This window comes from Nonomuraea solani (genome assembly GCF_900108335.1).
GTDB lineage: Bacteria > Actinomycetota > Actinomycetes > Streptosporangiales > Streptosporangiaceae > Nonomuraea > Nonomuraea solani.
The window spans coordinates 22,017-42,087 of sequence record NZ_FNVT01000030.1 but is presented as its reverse complement, the minus strand read 5'-3'; the positions used below and the strand labels follow the sequence as shown (position 1 = coordinate 42,087).

19 protein-coding genes are annotated in these 20,071 nt (G+C 71.2%); 15 read left to right on the top strand and 4 right to left on the bottom strand.

The features are described from left to right. Window positions 1–35: 35 nt before the first annotated feature. From chvE to araA, 7 genes are read left to right on the top strand one after another with little or no spacing between them, the layout of a single operon-like run. Window positions 36–1,154, top strand: coding sequence for a multiple monosaccharide ABC transporter substrate-binding protein (gene chvE / locus C4V41_RS53855; protein ID WP_103963907.1), 1,119 nt, complete (start codon window positions 36–38; stop codon window positions 1,152–1,154). 55 nt (window positions 1,155–1,209) lie between these two features. Then, entirely contained in the window at window positions 1,210–2,739 is a 1,530-nt protein-coding gene (mmsA, locus tag C4V41_RS53850; RefSeq protein ID WP_103963844.1) for a multiple monosaccharide ABC transporter ATP-binding protein, read from the top strand. A gap of 5 nt (window positions 2,740–2,744) precedes the next feature. Continuing rightward, window positions 2,745–4,004, top strand: coding sequence for a multiple monosaccharide ABC transporter permease (gene mmsB, locus C4V41_RS53845; RefSeq protein ID WP_200824885.1), 1,260 nt, complete (start codon window positions 2,745–2,747; stop codon window positions 4,002–4,004). 35 nt (window positions 4,005–4,039) lie between these two features. Then, window positions 4,040–5,053 carry a LacI family DNA-binding transcriptional regulator gene (locus tag C4V41_RS53840; protein ID WP_235030964.1) on the top strand — a complete coding sequence of 338 codons (1,014 nt, stop codon included), beginning with the start codon at window positions 4,040–4,042 and terminating at the stop codon, window positions 5,051–5,053. A gap of 55 nt (window positions 5,054–5,108) precedes the next feature. Then, window positions 5,109–6,725, top strand: coding sequence for a ribulokinase (gene araB, locus C4V41_RS53835; protein ID WP_103963843.1), 1,617 nt, complete (start codon window positions 5,109–5,111; stop codon window positions 6,723–6,725). A gap of 14 nt (window positions 6,726–6,739) precedes the next feature. Then, window positions 6,740–7,387 carry an L-ribulose-5-phosphate 4-epimerase gene (locus C4V41_RS53830; protein WP_200824884.1) on the top strand — a complete coding sequence of 216 codons (648 nt, stop codon included), beginning with the start codon at window positions 6,740–6,742 and terminating at the stop codon, window positions 7,385–7,387. Next, complete coding sequence (gene araA, locus C4V41_RS53825) at window positions 7,384–8,838, top strand: L-arabinose isomerase (protein ID WP_103963841.1); 1,455 nt, start codon at window positions 7,384–7,386, stop codon at window positions 8,836–8,838. The genes C4V41_RS53830 and araA overlap by 4 nt, the downstream gene beginning before the upstream one ends. On the opposite strand, the gene C4V41_RS53820 is transcribed toward araA, so the two are convergent. Then, window positions 8,835–9,188 carry a PLD nuclease N-terminal domain-containing protein gene (locus C4V41_RS53820; RefSeq protein WP_103963840.1) on the bottom strand — a complete coding sequence of 118 codons (354 nt, stop codon included), beginning with the start codon at window positions 9,186–9,188 and terminating at the stop codon, window positions 8,835–8,837. The two genes, araA and C4V41_RS53820, sit on opposite strands and share 4 nt — an antisense overlap. 79 nt (window positions 9,189–9,267) lie before the next feature. On the opposite strand from C4V41_RS53820, the gene C4V41_RS53815 reads away from it, so the two are divergent. The 5 genes from C4V41_RS53815 (at window position 9,268) to C4V41_RS53795 (ending at window position 14,904) form a co-directional block, all read left to right on the top strand. After that, window positions 9,268–10,476 (top strand): FAD-binding protein, encoded by a 1,209-nt coding sequence (locus C4V41_RS53815; protein ID WP_103963839.1) that lies wholly within the window; start codon window positions 9,268–9,270, stop codon window positions 10,474–10,476. A 121-nt stretch (window positions 10,477–10,597) separates the two neighbouring features. After that, window positions 10,598–11,392, top strand: a complete 795-nt coding sequence (locus C4V41_RS53810) for an LLM class flavin-dependent oxidoreductase (RefSeq protein ID WP_235030963.1) — start codon at window positions 10,598–10,600, stop codon at window positions 11,390–11,392. A 36-nt stretch (window positions 11,393–11,428) separates the two neighbouring features. Continuing rightward, window positions 11,429–11,821 carry a DUF3224 domain-containing protein gene (locus tag C4V41_RS53805; protein ID WP_235030962.1) on the top strand — a complete coding sequence of 131 codons (393 nt, stop codon included), beginning with the start codon at window positions 11,429–11,431 and terminating at the stop codon, window positions 11,819–11,821. Between the two features lie 19 nt (window positions 11,822–11,840). Continuing rightward, the gene (locus C4V41_RS53800) at window positions 11,841–13,340 is read left to right on the top strand and encodes an FAD-binding oxidoreductase (protein ID WP_103963836.1); all 1,500 of its coding nucleotides are present in this window, start codon (window positions 11,841–11,843) and stop codon (window positions 13,338–13,340) included. 40 nt (window positions 13,341–13,380) lie between these two features. After that, complete coding sequence (locus C4V41_RS53795; protein ID WP_200824883.1) at window positions 13,381–14,904, top strand: acyl-CoA carboxylase subunit beta; 1,524 nt, start codon at window positions 13,381–13,383, stop codon at window positions 14,902–14,904. Here the strand turns inward: C4V41_RS53795 and C4V41_RS53790 are convergent. Then, the gene (locus C4V41_RS53790) at window positions 14,859–15,641 is read right to left on the bottom strand and encodes a DUF2071 domain-containing protein (RefSeq protein ID WP_160150713.1); all 783 of its coding nucleotides are present in this window, start codon (window positions 15,639–15,641) and stop codon (window positions 14,859–14,861) included. The two genes, C4V41_RS53795 and C4V41_RS53790, sit on opposite strands and share 46 nt — an antisense overlap. A 16-nt stretch (window positions 15,642–15,657) precedes the next feature. Continuing rightward, window positions 15,658–16,329 (bottom strand): SDR family NAD(P)-dependent oxidoreductase, encoded by a 672-nt coding sequence (locus C4V41_RS53785; RefSeq protein WP_103963834.1) that lies wholly within the window; start codon window positions 16,327–16,329, stop codon window positions 15,658–15,660. A gap of 80 nt (window positions 16,330–16,409) precedes the next feature. Between C4V41_RS53785 and C4V41_RS53780 the strand changes: the two genes are divergently transcribed. Beyond that, window positions 16,410–16,958, top strand: a complete 549-nt coding sequence (locus tag C4V41_RS53780) for a TetR/AcrR family transcriptional regulator (RefSeq protein ID WP_103963833.1) — start codon at window positions 16,410–16,412, stop codon at window positions 16,956–16,958. On the opposite strand, the gene C4V41_RS53775 is transcribed toward C4V41_RS53780, so the two are convergent. Beyond that, window positions 16,912–18,246 carry an MFS transporter gene (locus tag C4V41_RS53775; RefSeq protein WP_103963832.1) on the bottom strand — a complete coding sequence of 445 codons (1,335 nt, stop codon included), beginning with the start codon at window positions 18,244–18,246 and terminating at the stop codon, window positions 16,912–16,914. The genes C4V41_RS53780 and C4V41_RS53775 overlap by 47 nt on opposite strands. Before the next feature lie 23 nt (window positions 18,247–18,269). Here C4V41_RS53775 and C4V41_RS53770 point away from each other — a divergent pair, with 23 nt between their 5' ends. Then, window positions 18,270–18,908 (top strand): TetR/AcrR family transcriptional regulator, encoded by a 639-nt coding sequence (locus C4V41_RS53770; RefSeq protein WP_103963903.1) that lies wholly within the window; start codon window positions 18,270–18,272, stop codon window positions 18,906–18,908. Window positions 18,909–18,952: 44 nt separating this feature from the next. After that, a complete protein-coding gene (locus C4V41_RS53765; protein WP_103963902.1) occupies window positions 18,953–20,041 on the top strand; it encodes a methyltransferase in 1,089 nt (362 codons plus the stop codon). The last annotated feature ends 30 nt before the right edge of the window (window positions 20,042–20,071 follow it).

Here is a 20,071-nt window from a genome sequence, read left to right as displayed (position 1 = left end):
CTGCGCTGCCGCAACCCCCATGGAAAGGGATGCACATGAGGTTGGGACGAATCGGGGGCGTGGTGTCCGCCATCGCGCTCGCCGCGACCATGACGGCCTGTGGCTCGAGCACGAAGACCGTGGACGCCGAGGCCTCGACCTCGGCCGCCGCCGGTAACGCGGGCGCCCTCATCGGTGTCACCATGCCGACGAAGTCCTCCGAGCGCTGGATCCACGACGGCGACAACGTCAAGGAGCAGCTCGAGAAGCTCGGCTACAAGGTCGACCTGCAGTACGCCGAGAACGACATCCCGACGCAGGCCAACCAGATCGAGAACCAGATCACCAAGGGCGCCAAGCTCCTGATCATCGCCTCGATCGACGGCACCGCCATCACCTCCCAGCTCCAGCAGGCCGCCGACGCGAAGATCCCGGTCATCGCCTACGACCGGCTGATCCGCAACAGCCCGAACGTCGACTACTACGCCACCTTCGACAACTTCAAGGTCGGCGTGCAGCAGGCGACCTCGCTGCTGAAGGGCCTGGGCGTCGAGGACGGCAAGAAGGGCCCGTTCAACGTCGAGCTGTTCGGCGGCTCGCCCGACGACAACAACGCCACCTTCTTCTGGGAGGGCGCGATGTCGGTGCTGAAGCCGAAGATCGACGACGGCACCCTGAAGGTGCCGAGCGGCCAGACGGACTTCAAGACCGCCGCCATCCTGCGCTGGGACCCGGCCACCGCGCAGAAGCGCATGGAGGACATCCTCACCAAGACCTACACCGGCAGCACCAAGGTCAACGGTGTGCTGTCGCCGTACGACGGTCTGTCCATCGGCATCCTGTCGGCGCTGAAGAGCTCCGGCTACGGCACCAGCGGTCAGCCGTATCCGACCGTGACCGGCCAGGACGCCGAGCTCGCCTCGGTCAAGTCGATCATCGCCGACGAGCAGTACTCCACCATCTTCAAGGACACTCGCAAGCTCGCCGAGCAGACGGTGAAGATGGCCGACGCCGTGCTCAAGGGCGGCAAGCCCGAGGTGAACAACACCAAGGACTATGACAACGGCAACAAGGTCGTTCCCTCGTACCTGCTCGACCCGGTCATCGTGGACAAGAGCAACTACAAGGAAGTCATCGTCGGCGGCAACTACTACACCGAGGACCAGCTCAAGTAAGGGCGCGAACCCCGGGGGCCGTCGCGCCCCCGGGGTCTCCCTGAGTGAGGGGCATATGACCGAGCACATCTTGCGGATGAGCGGGATCACCAAGACGTTCCCCGGCGTGAAGGCGCTGCAGGACGTCACCCTGTCGGTGCGGCGGGGCGAGATCCACGCTATTTGCGGTGAGAACGGCGCCGGCAAGTCGACGCTGATGAAGGTGCTGTCCGGGGTCTACCCGCACGGCGAGTACGAAGGCGAGATCTCCTTCGAGGGCAAGCGCTGCGAGTTCGGCGGCATTCGCGACAGCGAGCACGCCGGCATCGTCATCATCCACCAGGAGCTGGCGCTCAGCCCGCAGCTGTCGATCGCGGAGAACATCTTCCTCGGCAACGAACGCGCCAAGCGCGGCTTCATCGACTGGAACCGTACCAACTACGAGGCCGGCGCGCTGATGCGGCGGGTCGGCCTGCGTGAGAACCCGACGACGCCGATCTCCGACATCGGCGTGGGCAAGCAGCAGCTCGTTGAGATCGCCAAGGCGCTCTCGAAAGAGGTCAAGCTGCTGATCCTCGACGAGCCGACCGCCGCGCTCAACGACGACGACTCCGCGCACCTGCTCGACCTGCTGCGCGGGCTGCGGGACGAGGGCATCACCTGCGTGATCATCTCGCACAAGCTCAACGAGGTGACCGCGATCGCCGACTCCGTCACGATCATTCGCGACGGCCGGACGATCGAGACGCTGGACATGGCCACCGACAACGTCTCGGAGGACCGCATCATCTCCGGCATGGTCGGGCGCGCCCTCGACAACCGTTTCCCGCCGCACGAGCCGACCATCGGCGCCGAGGCGCTACGGATCGAGGACTGGACGGTCTACAGCCCGAGCCAGCCCGGCCGGAAGGTGGTCGACGGTGCCGCGCTCTCGCTGCGGCGCGGTGAGATCGTGGGCCTGGCGGGGCTGATGGGCGCCGGGCGTACCGAGCTGGCGATGAGCGTGTTCGGGCGGACGTACGGGGTGCACATCTCCGGCAAGGTCTTCAAGGACGGCAAGCCGGTCGAGATCAACAACGTCCAGGACGCGATCAGGCACGGCATCGCCTACGCCACCGAAGACCGCAAGCGCTACGGCCTCAACCTCATCGAGGACATCAAGCGCAACATCAGCGCCGCCGGACTCAGGGGCCTGGCCAAGAACGGCTGGGTCAACGAGAACGAGGAATACAAGGTCGCCGAGCAGTTCCACAAGAGCATGAACATCAAGGCGCCCAGCGTCAACAGCGTCGTCGGCAAGCTGAGCGGCGGCAACCAGCAGAAGGTCGTGCTCTCCAAGTGGATCCTGACCGAACCTGACGTGCTCATCCTCGACGAGCCCACCCGCGGCATCGACGTGGGTGCCAAGTACGAGATCTACACGATCATCAACCGGCTGGCCGACCAGGGCAAGGCCGTGCTGGTGATCTCTTCCGAGTTGCCTGAGCTGCTCGGCCTGTGCGACCGCATCTACACACTCTCCGAAGGTCGCATCACCGGCGAGGTGCCCCGCCAGGAGGCCACCCAGGAACGCCTCATGCACCTCATGACCAAGGGACAGGAGTAGCTCTGATGAGCAGTATCACGCCCGCCGACGTGAAAGTCGGCGCCAAGGGCGACGGGGGAGGGCCACGGCAGCCGGGCCGGGTGTCGCTCGGCGGCATATCGCTCAACCTGCGATCCAGCGGCATCTACATCGCCTTCGCGCTGATCATCGCGCTGTTCTCGGTGCTCACCGACGGCGCTCTGCTCACGCCCCAGAACATCTCGAACATCATCGTCCAGAACTCCTACGTCCTGATCCTCGCGATCGGGATGATCCTGATCATCATCGCCGGGCACATCGATCTGTCGGTCGGCTCGGTGGTGGCGGTCACGGGAGCGCTGGCGGCGGTGCTCATGGTGAACATGGGCTGGCCATGGCCGCTGGCCCTGCTCGCCACGCTGGTGGCCGGCGCCCTGATCGGGGCGTGGCAGGGCTACTGGATCGCCTACTTCGGCATCCCGGCGTTCATCGTGACGCTGGCCGGCATGCTGCTGTTCCGGGCGCTGACCCTCACCGTCCTGGGCAACCAGGGCATCGGGCCGTTCCCCGACCAGGTCCGTACGCTGGCCAACGGCTTCACCAACAGCTACCTCGGCAACGTGGGCCTCGGCCCGCTCGGCGGCGCCGACCTGTTCAGCCTGCTGATCGGCGTCGTCGCGGTCGTCGGCATGGTCACCGCCCAGTGGCGCACCAGGGGCGCCCGCAAGGGTTACGGCCAGATGGTCGAGCCGATGGGCCTGTTCGTGCTGAAGATGGCCGCCGGCGCCGCGCTGATCATGTTCCTGGTCATCCAGCTCGCCCGGTTCAAGAACCTGCCGTGGGTGCTGGTGCTGCTGGCGATCCTCGTGCTGGCGTACTCGATGATGGCCAACCGCACGGTCTTCGGCCGGCAGATCTACGCCATCGGCGGCAACCTCCAGGCGGCCGTCATGTCCGGCGTGAAGGTCAAGTCGGTGGTCTTCTGGATCTTCGTGAACATGGGCGTGCTGTCGGCCATCGCCGGCATCATCTTCGCCGGCCGGCTCAACCAGGCCGGTCCGACGGCCGGTAACAGCTTCGAGCTGGACGCCATCGCGGCGGCCTTCATCGGTGGCGCGGCCGTCCAGGGCGGTGTTGGCAAGGTCGTCGGCGCCATCACCGGCGGTCTGATCATGGCGGTCATCAACAACGGCATGTCCCTGATCGGCTCGCCCAGCGAGCGCGTCATGCTCGTCAAGGGCGCCGTGCTCCTGGCCGCCGTCGCGTTCGACGTCTGGACCAAGCGCAGGGCGGGCGCAGGCCGGTAACTAAGATTTCCAGAGCCCAGCCGAGAGGAGAGACCGTGACCACCCCCAAGCGCCGTCTGCCCGTCATGGCCGACGTGGCCAAAGAGGCGGGCGTGTCGCATCAGACGGTCTCCCGGGTGCTCAACGATCACCCGAACGTTCGCTCCGACACCCGCGCCCGGGTGGAGGAGGCGATCACCCGGCTGGGCTACCGGCGCAACCTGGTCGCCCGCGCCCTGGTCACCAAGCGTTCGAGGACCCTCGGCGTGGTCAGCTTCGACACCACGCTGTACGGCCCGGCCAGCACCATCTACGGCATCGAGCAGGCGGCCAGGACCGCGGGCTACTTCGTCAGCATCGTGAGCCTGAAGTCCATCGACCAGGCCGGCGTGCGCGACGCCATCGACTACCTCGCCGAGCAGGGCGTGGACGGGGTCGTGGTGGTCGCGCCGCAGCGCTCGGCCACCCGGGCCCTGATGAACCTGCCGCCCGGCCTGCCGGCGGTGGCGGTCGAGGGCACGCACAACGCCGACGTGTCGGTGGTGTGCATCGACCAGATCGAGGGCGCCAGGCTGGCCACCCGGCACCTGCTGCAGCAGGGGCACGAGACCGTCTGGCACGTCAGCGGCCCGGCCGACTGGCTGGAGACCGAGGGCAGGATCGAGGGCTGGCGTTCTGCGCTGGTCGAGGCGGGCCGGCCGGTGCCGGAGCCGCTGGCCGGCGACTGGAGCGCGCGTGCCGGCTACGAGGCGGGCAAGAGCCTGGCCGCGATGGACGGCGTCACGGCCGTCTTCACGGCCAACGACCAGATGGCGCTCGGCGTGCTGCGCGCTCTGTCGGAGATGGGGGTGCGTGTTCCCGATCAGATCAGCGTGGTGGGATTCGACGACATCCCGGAGTCGGAGTTCTTCTCGCCGCCGCTCACGACGGTCAGGCAGGACTTCGACGTGGTCGGCAGGCACTGCATCGAGGTGCTGCTGCGGCAGATCGATGTGGGCGTCGCCGCGTACGAGCGCCTGGTCGTCAGACCCAGCTTCGTGGTGAGGTCGAGCACGGCCCCTGTCAGGTAGATGATTGGCATGCCCCCGAAATTCCCTGGAGTTCAATGTGAACGCTAACAATTACGTGGTCGGAGTGGACTTCGGCACGCTCTCAGGGCGTGCCGTCGTCGTGCGGGTGAGTGACGGCGCCGAGCTGGGCAGCGCCGTCCACGAGTACGCGCACCGGGTCATCGAGCACACGCTCCCCGGCTCCGACGTGCGCCTCGGCCCCGACTGGGCGCTGCAGTCGCCGCAGGACTGGATCGACGTGCTCAAGATCGCCGTGCCGCGGGCCGTGGCCGCCGCGGGCGTACGCCCCGAGGAGATCACCGGCATCGGCACCGACTTCACCGCCTGCACCGTCATGCCGACCACGGCGGACGGCACACCGCTGTGCGAGCAGACGCCCGGCGAGCCGCACGCCTGGCCCAAGCTCTGGAAGCACCACGCCGCCCAGTCGCACGCCGACCGGATCAACGACCTGGCCGCGCGCCGCGGTGAGAGCTGGCTGCCGCGCTACGGCGGCAAGATCTCCTCGGAATGGGAGTTCGCCAAGGGCCTGCAGCTCCTCGAAGAGGCCCCCGAGGTGTACGCCAGGACCGAGCGCTGGATCGAGGCCGCCGACTGGATCATCTGGCAGCTCACCGGCGTCGAGAGCCGCAACATCTGCACCGTCGGCTACAAGGGCGTCTTCCAGGACGGGAGCTACCCGTCGGAGGAGTTCCTGGCCGAGCTCAACCCCGGCTTCGCCGGATTCGTCGGCAAACTCGCCACCGGTGAGGTCGGCGACAAGGTCAACGGCACCACGCTGGCCCCGCTGGGCGGCCTCGCCGGGCGCCTGACCGCCCAGGCCGCCGCGTGGACCGGCCTGCCCGAGGGCGCGGCCGTGGCCGTCGGCAACGTGGACGCGCACGTCACCTCCGCCGCCGCGGACGCCGTCCGTCCCGGCCAGATGGTGGCCATCATGGGCACCTCCACCTGCCACATCATGCCCAGCGACCAGCTCGCCGAGGTCCCCGGCATGTGCGGCGTGGTCCGCGACGGCATCGTCCCCGGCCTCTGGGGCTACGAGGCCGGGCAGTCGGCGGTCGGCGACATCTTCGCCTGGTACGTCGACAACTTCGGCACCGACGGCCACGAGCGGCTCACCGAGCTGGCCGGGAAGCAGGCCGTCGGCGAGCACGGCCTGGTGGCGCTGGACTGGTTCGGCGGCAACCGCTCGGTGCTCGTCGACCACAACCTCTCCGGCGTGATCGTCGGCCAGACCCTGGCCACCAAGCCCGAGGACGTCTACCGGGCACTCATCGAGTCCACCGCGTTCGGCGCCCGCATGATCGTGGAGACGTTCGAGAAGTCGGGCGTGCCGGTCGAGGAGTTCGTCGTCGCGGGCGGGCTGCTGAAGAACCGCTTCCTCATGCAGGTCTACGCGGACGTGCTGCGCCGTCCGCTGTCGGTCATCGGCTCCGACCAGGGGCCCGCGCTCGGCTCGGCCATCCACGCGGCCGTCGCCGCCGGGGCCTACCCCTCCATCGAGGAGGCGGCCGCGGCCATGGGCAAGCGCACCGAGAACGCGTACGCGCCCGACGAGGCCAGCGCCGACGCATATGACCGGCTCTACGCCGAATACCGCAGGCTCCACGACTTCTTCGGAGACGGACGAATGCTGCACACGCTGCGCGCGATCAGGAACGAGGCCCACTGATGCGGGGCGAGGCAATGAGAACGGCAGTCGCCGGCCTGCACGCGGAGCTGGTCCGCTACAACCTGGTGGTCTGGACGGCGGGCAACGTCTCGGGCCGGGTCCCGGGCGAGGACCTGTTCGTCATCAAGCCCTCCGGGGTCTCCTACGACGAGCTGACGCCGGAGAACATGGTCGTGTGCGACCTCGACGGCAACCTGGTGGAGGGCGAGCACTCGCCGTCCAGCGACACGGCCGCGCACGCGTACGTCTACCGCAACATGCCCGAGGTCGGCGGCGTCGTGCACACCCACTCGACGTACGCCTCCGCCTGGGCCGCCCGCGGCGAGGCCATCCCGTGCGTGCTGACCGCGATGGCCGACGAGTTCGGCGGCGAGATCCCGCTCGGCCCGTTCGCGCTGATCGGCGACGACTCGATCGGCCAGGGCATCGTCGAGACGCTCAAGGGCCACCGCTCCAAGGCCGTGCTGATGCAGAACCACGGCGTGTTCAGCATCGGCAAGGATCCGAAGTCCGCGGTGAAGGCCGCCGTCATGTGCGAGGACGTGGCCCGTACGGTGCACGTGGCCCGTCAGCTCGGCGACCCGCTGCCCATCGCGCAGGACGACATCGACCGCCTGTACGACCGCTATCAGAACGTCTACGGACAGAGGAGCCCGCGTTGAAGATCTGGTTTCTGACCGGCAGCCAGGGACTGTACGGCGAGGACACCCTGAACCAGGTGGCCGAGCAGTCCCAGCGGATCGCCGAGCAGCTCCCCCTCGCGGTGGAGTGGAAGCCCGTGCTGACCGACGCCGCGGCCATCCGGCGGGTGATGCTCGAAGCGAACGCCGACGACTCGTGCGCCGGCGTGATCGCGTGGATGCACACCTTCTCCCCGGCGAAGATGTGGATCGCCGGGCTCGACGCGCTGCGCAAGCCGCTGCTGCACCTGCACACGCAGGCCAATGTCGAGCTGCCGTGGAGCTCCATCGACATGGACTTCATGAACCTCAACCAGGCCGCGCACGGCGACCGCGAGTTCGGGCACATCCAGACCCGGCTCGGCGTGCCGCGCAAGACCGTGGCCGGGCACGTCAGCGACCCGGCCGTGGGCGAGCGCATCCTGACGTGGGAGCGCGCCGCCAAGGGCCTGGCCGAGGTGCGCACGCTGAAGCTGGCCCGCTTCGGCGACAACATGCGCGACGTGGCCGTCACCGAGGGCGACAAGGTCGAGGCGCAGCTCCGCTTCGGCGTCTCCGTCAACACCTACGGCGTCAACGACCTGGTCGAGGTCGTGGACGCGGCCTCCGAGGCCGACGTGACGGCGCTGGTCAAGGAGTACGCCGAGCAGTACACCGTCGCTCCCGAGCTGCTCGGCGAGCGCAACGAGTCGTTGCGCTACGCGGCCAGGATCGAGCTGGGCCTGCGCGGCTTCCTGGAGGCGGGCGGCTTCAAGGCGTTCACCACGAACTTCGAGGACCTCGGCGGCCTGCGCCAGCTTCCCGGCCTGGCCGTGCAGCGGCTCATGGCCGACGGCTACGGCTTCGGCGGCGAGGGCGACTGGAAGACCTCGGTCCTCCTGCGCACCCTCAAGGCCATGGCGCCCGGCGGCACCTCGTTCATGGAGGACTACACCTACCACCTGACGCCCGGCCAGGAGCTCATCCTGGGCGCGCACATGCTGGAGGTCTGCCCGTCCATCGCGGCCGGGACGCCGTCGTGCGAGATCCACCCGCTGGGCATCGGCGGCCGGGAGGACCCGGTCAGGCTCGTGTTCGACGCCGAGCCCGGACCCGGCATCGTGGTCGGCCTGGCCGACATGGGCGACCGGTTCCGCCTGGTGGCCAACGAGATCGACATCGTGTCGCCGCCCGAGCCGCTGCCCAAGCTTCCGGTGGCCCGCGCCGTGTGGCGCCCGCACCCGAACCTGCGTACGTCGACCGAGTCGTGGCTCACCGCCGGCGCGCCGCACCACACGGTGCTGTCGCAGGTCGTCGGCCGCGACGAGCTGACCGACTTCGCCGACATGCTGGGCGTGGAGCTGGTGGTCATCGACGCCGAGACCACGACCGAGCGGTTCGCCAAGGAGCTGCGCTGGAACCAGGCGTACTACCGCCTGGCCCAGGGCTTCTAGCCCTCCTCTTCCGGAGGCTTCTTGGGGGCGTTCCTGCGCTGCTCCTCGGCGCGCTCGCGGCAGCGGCGCAGGAACTCCTCGTCGTCGTCCGGATTAGCGGCGGCGAACCGGCCGGGACGGTCGTATTCGGGGAACGCGCTCGGCTGCGTGGCGTTCTGCGGGGCACGCGCGGGCCGCCCCGCGATCAGCCAGAGCAGCGAGCCGAACAGCGGGACCAGGATCACGACGATCAGCCAGCCCAGTTTCGGCAGGTTGCGGCAGAGCGTGTCCGGTGTGGTGATCACGTCGAAGAGGCAGTAGAGCCAGAGCACGAGCGTGACCAGGCCGGCGGCCTGGGACAAATAGAGCACGGCACACCTCCGTCAGCGGCACCTGAAACTAGCGGTACCCGACCGGACTGACAAGGCGAAGCTGTGGGAAGGTAATGCCGTGACGCTGACCAATTGGGCTGGAAACACCACATTTCGCGCGAAAGAAGTGCACCATCCGACCTCGCTCGACGAGCTTCGGCGACTCGTGGCGAACAGCCCCCGGGTGCGGGCCCTGGGCAGCGGGCACTCCTTCAACCACGTCGCCGACACCACCGGTGACCTCGTGGTGCTCGACCGGCTGCCGGACCTGGTCGAGATCGACGCCGCCGCGTCGAAGGTGCGCGTCGGGGCGGGCATGACGTACGCGCGGCTCGCGCCGCTGCTGCACGAGGCCGGGTTCGCGCTGGCCAACATGGCCTCGTTGCCGCACATCTCCATCGCGGGCTCGGTCGCGACGGGTACGCACGGCTCCGGCGACGCCGTACAGAGCCTGGCGGCCGCCGTGTCCGGCCTCGACCTGGTCACCGCTGACGGCTCGACCCTGTCGCTCTCGCGCGGGGACGCCGACTTCCCCGGCGCGGTGGTGTCGCTGGGCGCTCTCGGCATCGTCACCTCGCTCACCCTCGACCTGGTGCCCGCGTTCGAGCTGCGCCAGTACGTCCGCGAGGGCCTGTCCGCGGACGCGCTCGCCGACTTCGACGCCATCATGTCCAGCGGCTACAGCGTCAGCCTCTTCACCGACTACCGCGACACCCGCGTCTGGGTGAAGCGCGCGGAGGAGCTGACCGACCCCGACTGGTACGGCACCACCCCGGCGGACGGCCCCCGCCACCCGCTGCCGGCCATGCCCGCCGACAGTTGCACGGTCCAGCTCGGCGTGCCCGGCCCCTGGTTCGAGCGCCTGCCGCACTTTCGCCCCGACTTCCCGCCCAGCGGCGCGGGCGACGAGCTGCAGTCGGAGCTGATCGTGCCCAGGGAGCACGCGGTCAAGGCGCTGCGCGAGCTGTTCGCGATCGGCGACCGCATCCGCCCGGTCCTGCAGATCTCCGAGATCCGCTCCGTGGCCGCCGACGACCTGTGGCTGAGCCCCTTCCAGGGCCGCGACAGCGTGGGCATCCACTTCACCTGGATCCGTGACGTCGCCTCGGTGATGCCGGTGCTGGAGCTGGTGGAGGCGACGCTGGCGCCGTTCGAGCCGCGGCCGCACTGGGGCAAGCTGTTCACCCGCCGGCCCGCCTGCCCCGACCGCTTCCGCGCGCTGGTGCGCCGCCTCGACCCTGAGGGCAAGTTCGGCAGCGACTTCACCGGCGTACTTCTGGGGGAGTAGGGGACGACCGGGGGCTTGCGCCCCCGGATGTAGCGGGCCACCGGTCCGGGGGACGATGTGCCGGGCCCGGCCGTCGGACATCGTTGAACGCATGACCGATCACCCGTTCAGATTCGGCGCAGTGTCTGCTTTTCCACGCTCCGCGCGGCTCGGTCGCCATGATGCCGCCGACTCCGCCGGCAGCGCTCCCTCGTGGCCCGAGCTGGCCCGCCGCGCCGAGAGCCTGGGCTACGCCACCCTGCTGGTGCCCGACACGCTGGGCACTCTGTCGCCGTTCACCGCCGCCGCCGTGGCGGCGACGGCCACGACGACCCTGCGCGTCGGCACGTTCGTCCTGAACGCCGCCCTGCGCACCCCCGAGGCAGTCGCCTGGGATACCGGCACGCTGCGGACGCTCACCGGTGGCCGGTTCGAGCTGGGCCTCGGCGCTGGACGGCCGGGCGCCGAGCAGGACGCGGCCGCCCTCGGCGTCGACTTCGGCACGCCGGGCCGGCGCATCGAGCGGGTGTCCCAGACCATCGACGCGGTGAAGGACGTGCGCGTCATGGTGGCCGCCGCCGGGCCCCGGCTGCTCAGGTTGGCCTCGGAGAAGGCGGACACGATCGCGCTCGGCGTCCCGCCGCACCACACCGAGGAGCAGCTCACCGCCAAGCTGGACGAACTGTACGAACTGGCCGGCGACCGCTTCAACGGCCTGGAGCTCAACCTGAACCTGGCGTGCGCCGGGGGCGAGCCGCCCGAGTGGGCGGTCAGCCGCTTCGGCAGCAGCGGCGTCGGCATTCTCACGGGCTCGCCGCAGGAGATGGCCGACACGCTACGCCGCCGCAGAGACCGGCTCGGAATCTCGTACGTGTCGGTGAACGCCCAGTTCATGGACGCCTTCGCACCCGTCGTGGAAAAGCTCGCCGGTACCTGACAGAACCTGACAGGTACGCCTGCCACGATGGTCGCCATGACCGCCAAGGGAACCTTCGACACCGCCGGCTGGACACCCCAGCCCTCCTATGACGACCGCGACGGCGTCACGCTCGGCCTCGTGACGCTGACCAAGACCTTCCACGGCGACCTGACCGCCACCAGCCTCGTGACCATGCTGGTGGCGAGCACCCCGGAGGAGGACTCGCGCTCGTACGTCGCCCTGGAGCGCATCGACGGAACCCTCGACGGGCGCACCGGCGCCTTCGTCGTCCAGCACGACGCCATGAGCGACGCGGGCGAGCAGTCGCTGCGCGTCCGGGTCGTCCCCGGCTCGGCGACGGGAGAGCTGCGCGGCCTGCGCGGCGAGATGGACATCCTCATCGCCCCCGACGGCGGACATTCCTACACCTTCGACTACAGGCTCTGATCGGGATAAAAATCGTCCCATGCCGACAAGTCACTGGGCATGGGGCCCAGAGCCGGAGGAGTCCGAGCTACGGGAGATCGCCCGGCTGTTCAGCGAGCACACGGGGCTGGGCGACCCGGTCGCCTGGGAGCCGCCCGTGCCGTTCTCCCCGGCGCTGCTGCCCGCGCCCCGGCTCGACGTCCCCCCGCTGCCGTTCTGCACGGCCGACCCCTTCGAGCGGGCCGTGCGCACCTACGGTCAGGCCTACCGCGACCTGATCCGCGCCTACCGCGGCGACTTCGCCAACGCTCCCGACCTGGTGGCGCTGCCGGAGAACGAGGACGACATCGAGCGGGCCCTGGAGTGGGCCTCAGGCCACGGGGTGGCGGTGGTGCCCAGGGGCGGCGGGACGAGTGTCGTCGGCGGCGTCGAATCCCGCTTCGACGGGCCCTCCCTCTGCCTGGACCTGCGGCGCATGAACCGCATCGTGGAGGTGGACGAGACCTCGCAGGCGGCGCTGGTCGAGGCCGGCGCGACGGGGCCCGAGATCAACGCGGGGCTGCCCGAGGGGCTGCAACTGCGGTTCTTCCCGCAGTCGTACGAGTTCTCCACGCTCGGCGGCTGGATCGCGACCAGGGCGGGCGGGCATTTCGCCACCCTGCACACCCACATCGACGACCTGGTGGAGTCCGTCAGGGCCGTCGCGCCCGCCGGGGCGTGGGAGTCGCGCCGGCTGCCCGGCTCCGGCGCGGGCCCGTCGCCGGACCGCTGGCTGCTCGGCTCGGAGGGCGCGCTCGGCGTGATCACCCGGGCCTGGATCCGTGTGCACCGCCGGCCGGTGCACAAGGTCTCGGTGCCGGTGCGGTTCACCGAATGGGTGGCGGGGGTGTCCGCCGTGCACGACCTCGCACAGTCGGGGCTGCACCCGTCGAACTGCCGGCTGCTGGACGCCCGCGAGGCGGCGCTGACCTCGGGCGGCGATGGCCGGAACCCCGTGCTCATCATCGGCTTCGAGTCGGCCGACCATCCCGTGGACGCCTGGATGTCGCGGGCGCTGGAGATCGTCGCGTGGCACGGGGGCGTGGCCGGGGAGGCGCGGCAGGACCAGGCGTGGAAGGGGGCGTTCACGCGGATGCCGTACCTGCGCAACGCGTACCCGGGGCTGGGGGTGCTGGCCGAGACCGTCGAGACGGCCGTCACCTGGGACCGTTTCATGGCCCTGCACGAGGCGGTCATGGCGGAGCACGAGGGCACGACGTGCCGGCTGGCCTTCGTCTATCCCGACGGGCCCGCGCCGTACTACACGATCGTCGTCCCCGCCGTGAAGGGCGGCGAGCTGGAGCAGTGGGACGACCTCAAACGCCGCCTGTCGGAGACCGTGCTGCGGATGGGCGGCACGATCACCCACCACCACGCCGTGGGCCGCGACCACCGCCCCTTCTACGACCGGCAGCGGCCTGACCCGTTCGCCCTCGCGCTCAAGGCCGCCAAGACCGCCCTGGACCCGGCGGGCCTGCTGAATCCCGGCGTGCTGATCTAATATACCGACCAGCCGGTACGCCGACCGATGGGAGCGCGTCGTGTGGGACCCCGAACTCGCCGAGCTGCGGCGCCGCAGAGAGCAGGCCGAGCGCATGGGAGGCGAGGAACGGGTCGCGCGCCAGCACGCGACCGGCCGCCTCACCATCCGCGAGCGCCTGGCCGCCCTGACCGACGACTGGCGGGAGGTGGGCGGGCTCACCGGCCGCACCGGTGACGACGGTTTCACGCCGTCGAACGTCATCATCGGCCGGGCCCGGCTGGCCGGGCGCCGGGTGATCGTGGCGGGCGACGACTTCACCGTGCGCGGCGGGGCGGCCGACGCCGCCATCCACGAGAAGCAGGTGCTGGCCGAGCGCATGGCGGGCGAGATGCGGGCGCCGCTCATCAGGCTGATCGACGGCACCGGGGGCGGGGGCAGCGTCAGGCAACTGGAGGAGTACGGGCGCACGTACGTGCCGCACAACCCCGGCTGGGACCAGGTGGTGGCCAACCTGGGCAGGATCCCGGTGATCGCCCTGGCCCTGGGCCCGGTCGCCGGGCTCGGCGCGGCCCGGCTGGTCACCTCGCACGTCTCGATCATGGTCAAGGGGCTGTCGCAGGTCTTCATCGCCGGCCCGGCCGTGGTGGAGGCGGGGATGGGGGAGAGCGTCGGCAAGGAGGAGCTGGGCGGCTGGCGTACGGTGGCGGCGGCCGGCACCGTCGACCTGGTGGCCGACTCGGAGGAGGAGGCGTTCGAGCTGGTCAGGCGGGTGCTGTCGTACCTTCCGCAGAGCGCCTGGCAGCCGCCCCCGGTCACCGCCCCGGCCGACGACCCGGGCAGGACGGCGGCAGAGCTGCGCGCCATCGTCCCCCGCGACCGCCGCCGCCCCTACGACATGCGCGCGATCCTGGACCTGGTCTTCGACACGGGCACGGTGATGGAGCTGGCCCGCGGCTTCGCCCCGTCCGTGATCACCGCCCTGGCCCGCCTGGACGGTCACCCGGTGGCGGTCCTGGCCTCCGACCCGCGCGTCTACGGCGGCGGCATGACGGCCCAGGGCGCGGACAAGACGGCCCGCTTCGTCGACCTGGCCGAGACGTTCCACCTGCCGGTCGTCCACCTCGTCGACCAGCCCGGGTTCGTCATCGGCACGGCCGCGGAACGGGCGGGCACGATCAGGAGGGGCGCCCGCGCGCTGGCGGCGGTGTACCAGTCGACGGTCCCGTGGGCGTCGGTCCTGGTCCGCCGCGTCTTCGGCGTGGCCGGCGCCGCCCACCGGCCGCACGACCGCTACGGCCTGCGGGTGGCCTGGCCGTCCGGCGACTGGGGTTCGCTGCCGATCGAGGGCGGGCTGGAGGTGGCCTTCAAACGGCTGCTGGCGGAGGCGGGCCCGCGGGCCGCGGAGCTGAAGGCCGAGATCGCCGGACGGCTGGAAGCTGTCAGGTCACCGTTCAGGACCGCGGAGGCGTTCCTGGTGGAGGACATCATCGACCCGGCCGAGACCCGCCCCGCCCTGACGGAGTGGGTCCATGACGCCTATGCCGTCCTGGACCCCGGCCCGAACCCCGCCGCCCGCCCCTGAGCGCCGAACCGGCGCGGCGGCGTGTGGATGTCGAAGTGCAGGCTGGGCTGCGCCAGAACCGAGTGGGGCCGCGTGCCCGGCTCGATCAGGCCCAGCCGTTCGAACACGGGGAACCTCGCGGCCGACGCCCTCAGGTGGCGCGGCCGCATCACCGGATGCCACACGCTGTAGGTGCCCACCCGCCCGTCCCTGCGCCGATACCAGCCCAGGGTCGGATGGGTGAGCCGCTCCAGCCAGTCGGTCTCGCCGGTGAAGCCGTCGAGCGGGGCGAGCGGTTCGTCCGGCTCGGCCGCCGCACAATGGGCGGTGCCCGCCTCCAGCCGCCACCAGGCGGGAGTGGCGTCCCAGTCCGCCTCGATGCTGATCCGGGCCCGCCGCCACGGCATGCCCCACACGTGCCGCGGGATCGCGACGACGGGATGGTCGAGCGCGGTGCCGAAGAACCAGACGCCCGGCCGGCCGTGCGCGGTGACATAGGCCCGGTAGTTGATCTGGCCGCAGTCGATGCCCACCTGCGGCAGGAAACGGAAGTGGAAGTCCCGGTCGCGGAAGGCGACGGCGGACACCAGCGCGCCAGGGCCGTCCTCGAAGGTCATCTTCATCGGGGCGAACCCCCTGGGCAGGTGCCGGGCCAGCGCGTCGGCGTCCACGCGGTAGCTGACGATGGCGAAGTCGTCCAGCTCGGTCTGGGCGTGGAACCAGCGGGGACGCGGGCGCGGGGTGCCGGCGAAGCTCATGCCCCCACCGTACGATCTAGAGCGCCGCGATCGCCGCCCGGATCGTCTCCAGATCGCCGAGCACCACCTCGGTACGGTCCCGCTCCGTGTGCAGGCGCCAGTGCGTGTCCGCCACGGCCTCCGGTGAGGCGGGCGAGCCGGGCAGCACGGCGGCGGAGATGGGGACATGGCCCACGTGCACCCCGCGCCCGCCCAGCACCTCGGCCAGCGACAGCGCGTAGTTGCGCAGGGCCGCCGCCGCGACGCCGATGTTGCCCAGGAACGGCAGCGGGTGGACGGCCGAGACGCCGGTGGTGAACAGCAGCGTGCCGGACCCGCGCGCCAGCATCGCCGGGAGCACCGCGCGGACCGCCGTGATCGCCCCCAGCACCGCGCCGTCGAAGGCGTCCTGGGCGCTGACCCTGGTCGTCTCCAGCACGGGGGTGTGCGCCTTGGCCGTGCCCGCCCCGTTGTAGACCAGCACGTCCACCGGGCCGATGCGGTCGAGGGCGCGGGTGAGCGAGGCCTCGTCGGTCAGGTCGCCCGCCTGGGCGCCCGCCTTGATGCCTTCGGCGGCCAGTTGCCCCGCCAGGGCCGTCAGCCGGTCCTGGTTCCTGGCGACCAGGGACACCTCGAAGCCCTCCGCGCCGAACCGGCGGCCCACCGCCAGGCCGATGCCGGGGCCCGCGCCGATGATGGCGACCTTCATGTCACGTCTCCTTAAGTCGAGGGTATGCCTCAGGTTAACACGAACCTGAGGCACACCCTCGACTTCACTAGAATGGCTGTATGGATCGACCGCTCCGCCGTGACGCGCGGCGCAACCGCGACGCGCTGGTGACCGCCGCCAGGGAGGTGCTGGCCGAGCGCGGGATCGACGCGCCGCTCGAAGCCGTCGCCAAGCGGGCCGGGGTCGCGATCGGCACGCTCTACCGGCATTTCCCCGAGCGCGGTGATCTCGTCGACGCGCTCCTGGAGGAGAAGGTGAGCGCCTGGACCGGGCTCGCGCGGCGTTCGCTGGAGGCCGAGGACGCCTGGGACGGGCTCGTGCGCTTTCTGGAGGAGACGTGCGAGACGCAGGCGCGCGACCGGGCCTTCACCGAACTGGTCTGCCTGTCGCACCAGGACGACCGATCCGAGATGAGCGACCTGGTCGAACGGCTCATGGAGCGGGCGCGGTCGGCCGGGGCGCTCCGGGCCGACATCGGGCCGATCGATCTGGCCTACTTCATGATGGCCAACTCGCGGGTGGCGGAGGCGGACCCCGGGCAGTGGCGCCGCCACTTCCGCCTCATGCTCGACGCCCTGCGCCCGCCGGCGCCTCCACCGGGAGGGTGAGCGTGGTCCAGGCGGCGAAGAGCGTCGCCAGCAGGGCCGCCGTCGCCGCGACGCCGAAGCTCCACCCCGGGTCGCCGGCCGCCGCCACGACCGCTCCGGCCAGGCTGCCGCCCACGATCCTGACCAGCCCGTTCACGCCGCCGGCCGCGGCGGTCTTGGCGGGTTCCACGTGCTCGACGGCCATGGTGCCGAGCGCGGCGTAGCCGAGGCCGAGGCCCAGCCCGAGCACGGTCGCGGCGCCGTACAGGTCGATGTCGGAATAGGAGGAGAAGGCCAGCCAGAGCGTGGCGGCCGTCACCAGCGCCGAGCCGGCCGCGACCAGGGCGGAGGCGGTGAAGCGGCGCATCAGCGGGCCCGCCAGCACGGAGACCACGAGCATCAGCGTCGTCGTCGGCAGCAGGTAGATCCCCACCCGCAGCACCGAGGCGCCGAGCGTGCCCTGGACGACCGCCGAGACGGTCGTGATCGTCGCGAACAGGGCGAACCCCAGCAGGAACGACGCCACGGTCGCCCCCACCGTGCCCCGGTGCAGCAGCATCGGGATCTCGATCAGCGGGGCGGCGGTGCGCCGCGCGGTCACGACCCAGGCCGTGGCCACCACCACGGCCGCACCGAACAGGCCGAGCGTCAGCGGCGACGTCCAGCCCCAGGTCGCGCCCTTGCTGAGCGCGAGCAGCAGGCAGACCAGCCACCCCGACACCAGCGCCGCCCCGGCCAGGTCGGGCCGCCCGGGGTTGCGCGCCGGCGTTTCCCTGACGACCGCCGCCACCAGGGCGAACGCGAGCGCGCCCAGCCCGGTGAGCGCCCAGAACACCGCCCGGTGATCCCCGTCCACCAGGCCCGCCAGGATCATGCCGCCGCCGCTCCCGACGCCGATCGTCGCGCTGAGCACGCCGATCGCGCTCGGCAGCCGGTGACCGGGCACCACCTGTCTGACCAGGCCCATCGCCAGTGGGAGCAGGGTCGCGCCGGTGCCCTGCAGCACCCGGGCGGCGATGAGCGGGGCCAGGGCGTCGGACACCGCGCCGAGGGCCGAGCCGGCGACGAGGAGTCCGAGGGCGACCAGGGTCACCAGGCGCCGGCCGTACATGTCGCCGAGGCGCGACAGCAGCGGGATCGAGACCGCTCCCGACAGCAGTCCGGCGGTGAGCGTCCAGGAGACGGAGGTGAGCGATGCGCCGAGGCGCTGCTGGAGGAGGGGCAGGAGCGGGACCACGACGGTCATCTGAAGGGTCCCCACGGCCACCCCGAAGGCGAGCACCGCCACGGCCAAGGAGTTTTTATACATGTATAGAAAGTAACATGGCGGTCATGCCGACGCGTACCGGAAGACCGCCCAAAATCTCCAAAGCGGACATCGTGGCCGCCGCCCACCGGGTGGTCGAGACGGACGGGGTGGCCGCTTTGACCATGCGCAGGCTGGCCAAGGAGGTCGGCAGCACGGCGATGGCGCTCTACCACCACGTGCGCGACAGGGAGGGGCTGCTGCTGCTCCTGCTGGACGAGCACGCCGCGGCGCTGCCCAGGCCGGAGCTGCCGGAGGAGCCGCGCGAGCGCGTGGTGGCCGCCGCCGTGGCCCTGCGCGAGGCGCTGTCCGGCTATCCGTGGGTGGTCGACGTGCTCAGGGCCGACGACCTGCTCTCGGTCGGCGCGCTGTGGTACCCGGAGCAGATCATCGACGCCGCTGTGCGGGCGGGGACGTCGATCGAGGAGGCCGTGGACGTCTACCGCATCATCTGGCACTACACGGCCGGCGAGGTCGGCGGGCGGGCGGCGGCGCGCGGGCGCAGGGAGGAAGGGGGCGGAACGTATCGGGAGCAGGTGTTCGGGGAGCTGGACGCCGCGGAGTTCCCACGGCTGAGCGAGGTCGGCGCCCGGTGGGAGGAGCTGACGGCGCGCGACACCTACGCCAAGGGAGTGCGCGCTCTGGTGCGGGGACTTCTTCCATAAAGAGGGTGGCCGGGCGGCGTGGACCGTGAAACCTTCGGGTGGCGATGATCCGGTGGACGGAAGCGGGGCGGGAGCGGTCGGCGATCTGGCGCTCGGCGCTGGGCGCGCCGCCGCCGGAGCGCGTCATGGTCGCCGACGACCGGATGCGGGCCGCCGTCGCCTACCGGCTGGCCTGCGAGGGCACGGCGCTGCTGTGGCGGGGTGACTTCCACCAGGCCCGCCAGGTGCTCGACGCCATGGGCCGCCGGTGCGCGCCGGCCGCCCCCGGCAGCGGCTTCCACCGCCATCGCCAGGCCCGGTCCCAGCGGGCGCACACGCTGGGCATGGTGCTCATTCCGTACGCGGACGGGCACGTGGTGGCGCTGCGCAGGGCGCCGGACGTGCGGGAGGCGTGCACCGAGGTGTACGGCCGCACGGCCCCGCCCGCGGTCGGCCGGCTCGGGGAGCTGCTCGGCGTGATCGGCGCGCACGAATGGCGCGTCAAGGGCGTGCCCGTGCCGGCGCTCGGCGAACGCATCCATCCGCACCACGGCGTGTTCTCCCCGATCCGGGGCGAATACGTGGATCTGGTGGCCGAGGCGCCGCTGCCCGGCGACCGGCTGGCCTTCGACATCGGCACCGGCACGGGCGTGCTGGCGGCCGTGCTGGCCAGGCGCGGCGTGCGGCACGTGGTGGCCACCGACCTCGACCGGCGGGCGGTCGACTGCGCCGGCGACAACCTCGCCCGCCTGGGGCTTGCCGGCCGGGTGGAGGTCGTGCGGGCCGACCTGTTCCCGCCGGGGCGCGCGCCGCTGGTCGTCTGCAACCCGCCGTGGCTGCCCGCCAAGCCCGTCACCCCCCTCGACCACGCCGTCTACGATCCGGGCGGGCGGATGTTGCGGGGGTTCATCGACGGGCTCGCCGGGCATCTCGAACCGGCGGGGGAGGGCTGGCTCATCCTGTCGGACCTGGCCGAGCACCTCGGGCTGCGCACCCGGGCCGAGCTGCTCGCGGCGTTCGAGCGCGCGGGGCTGCGGGTGGCGGCCCGCCTGGACATCGCGCCCCGCCACCAGCGGCCGGGCGACCCGGCCGACCCCCTGCACGCGGCCCGCGCCGCCGAGGTGACCTCACTGTGGCGGCTCAGGCCGGGCTGATCGGGCCGGCTCAGGCCGGGCCGCCTTCGT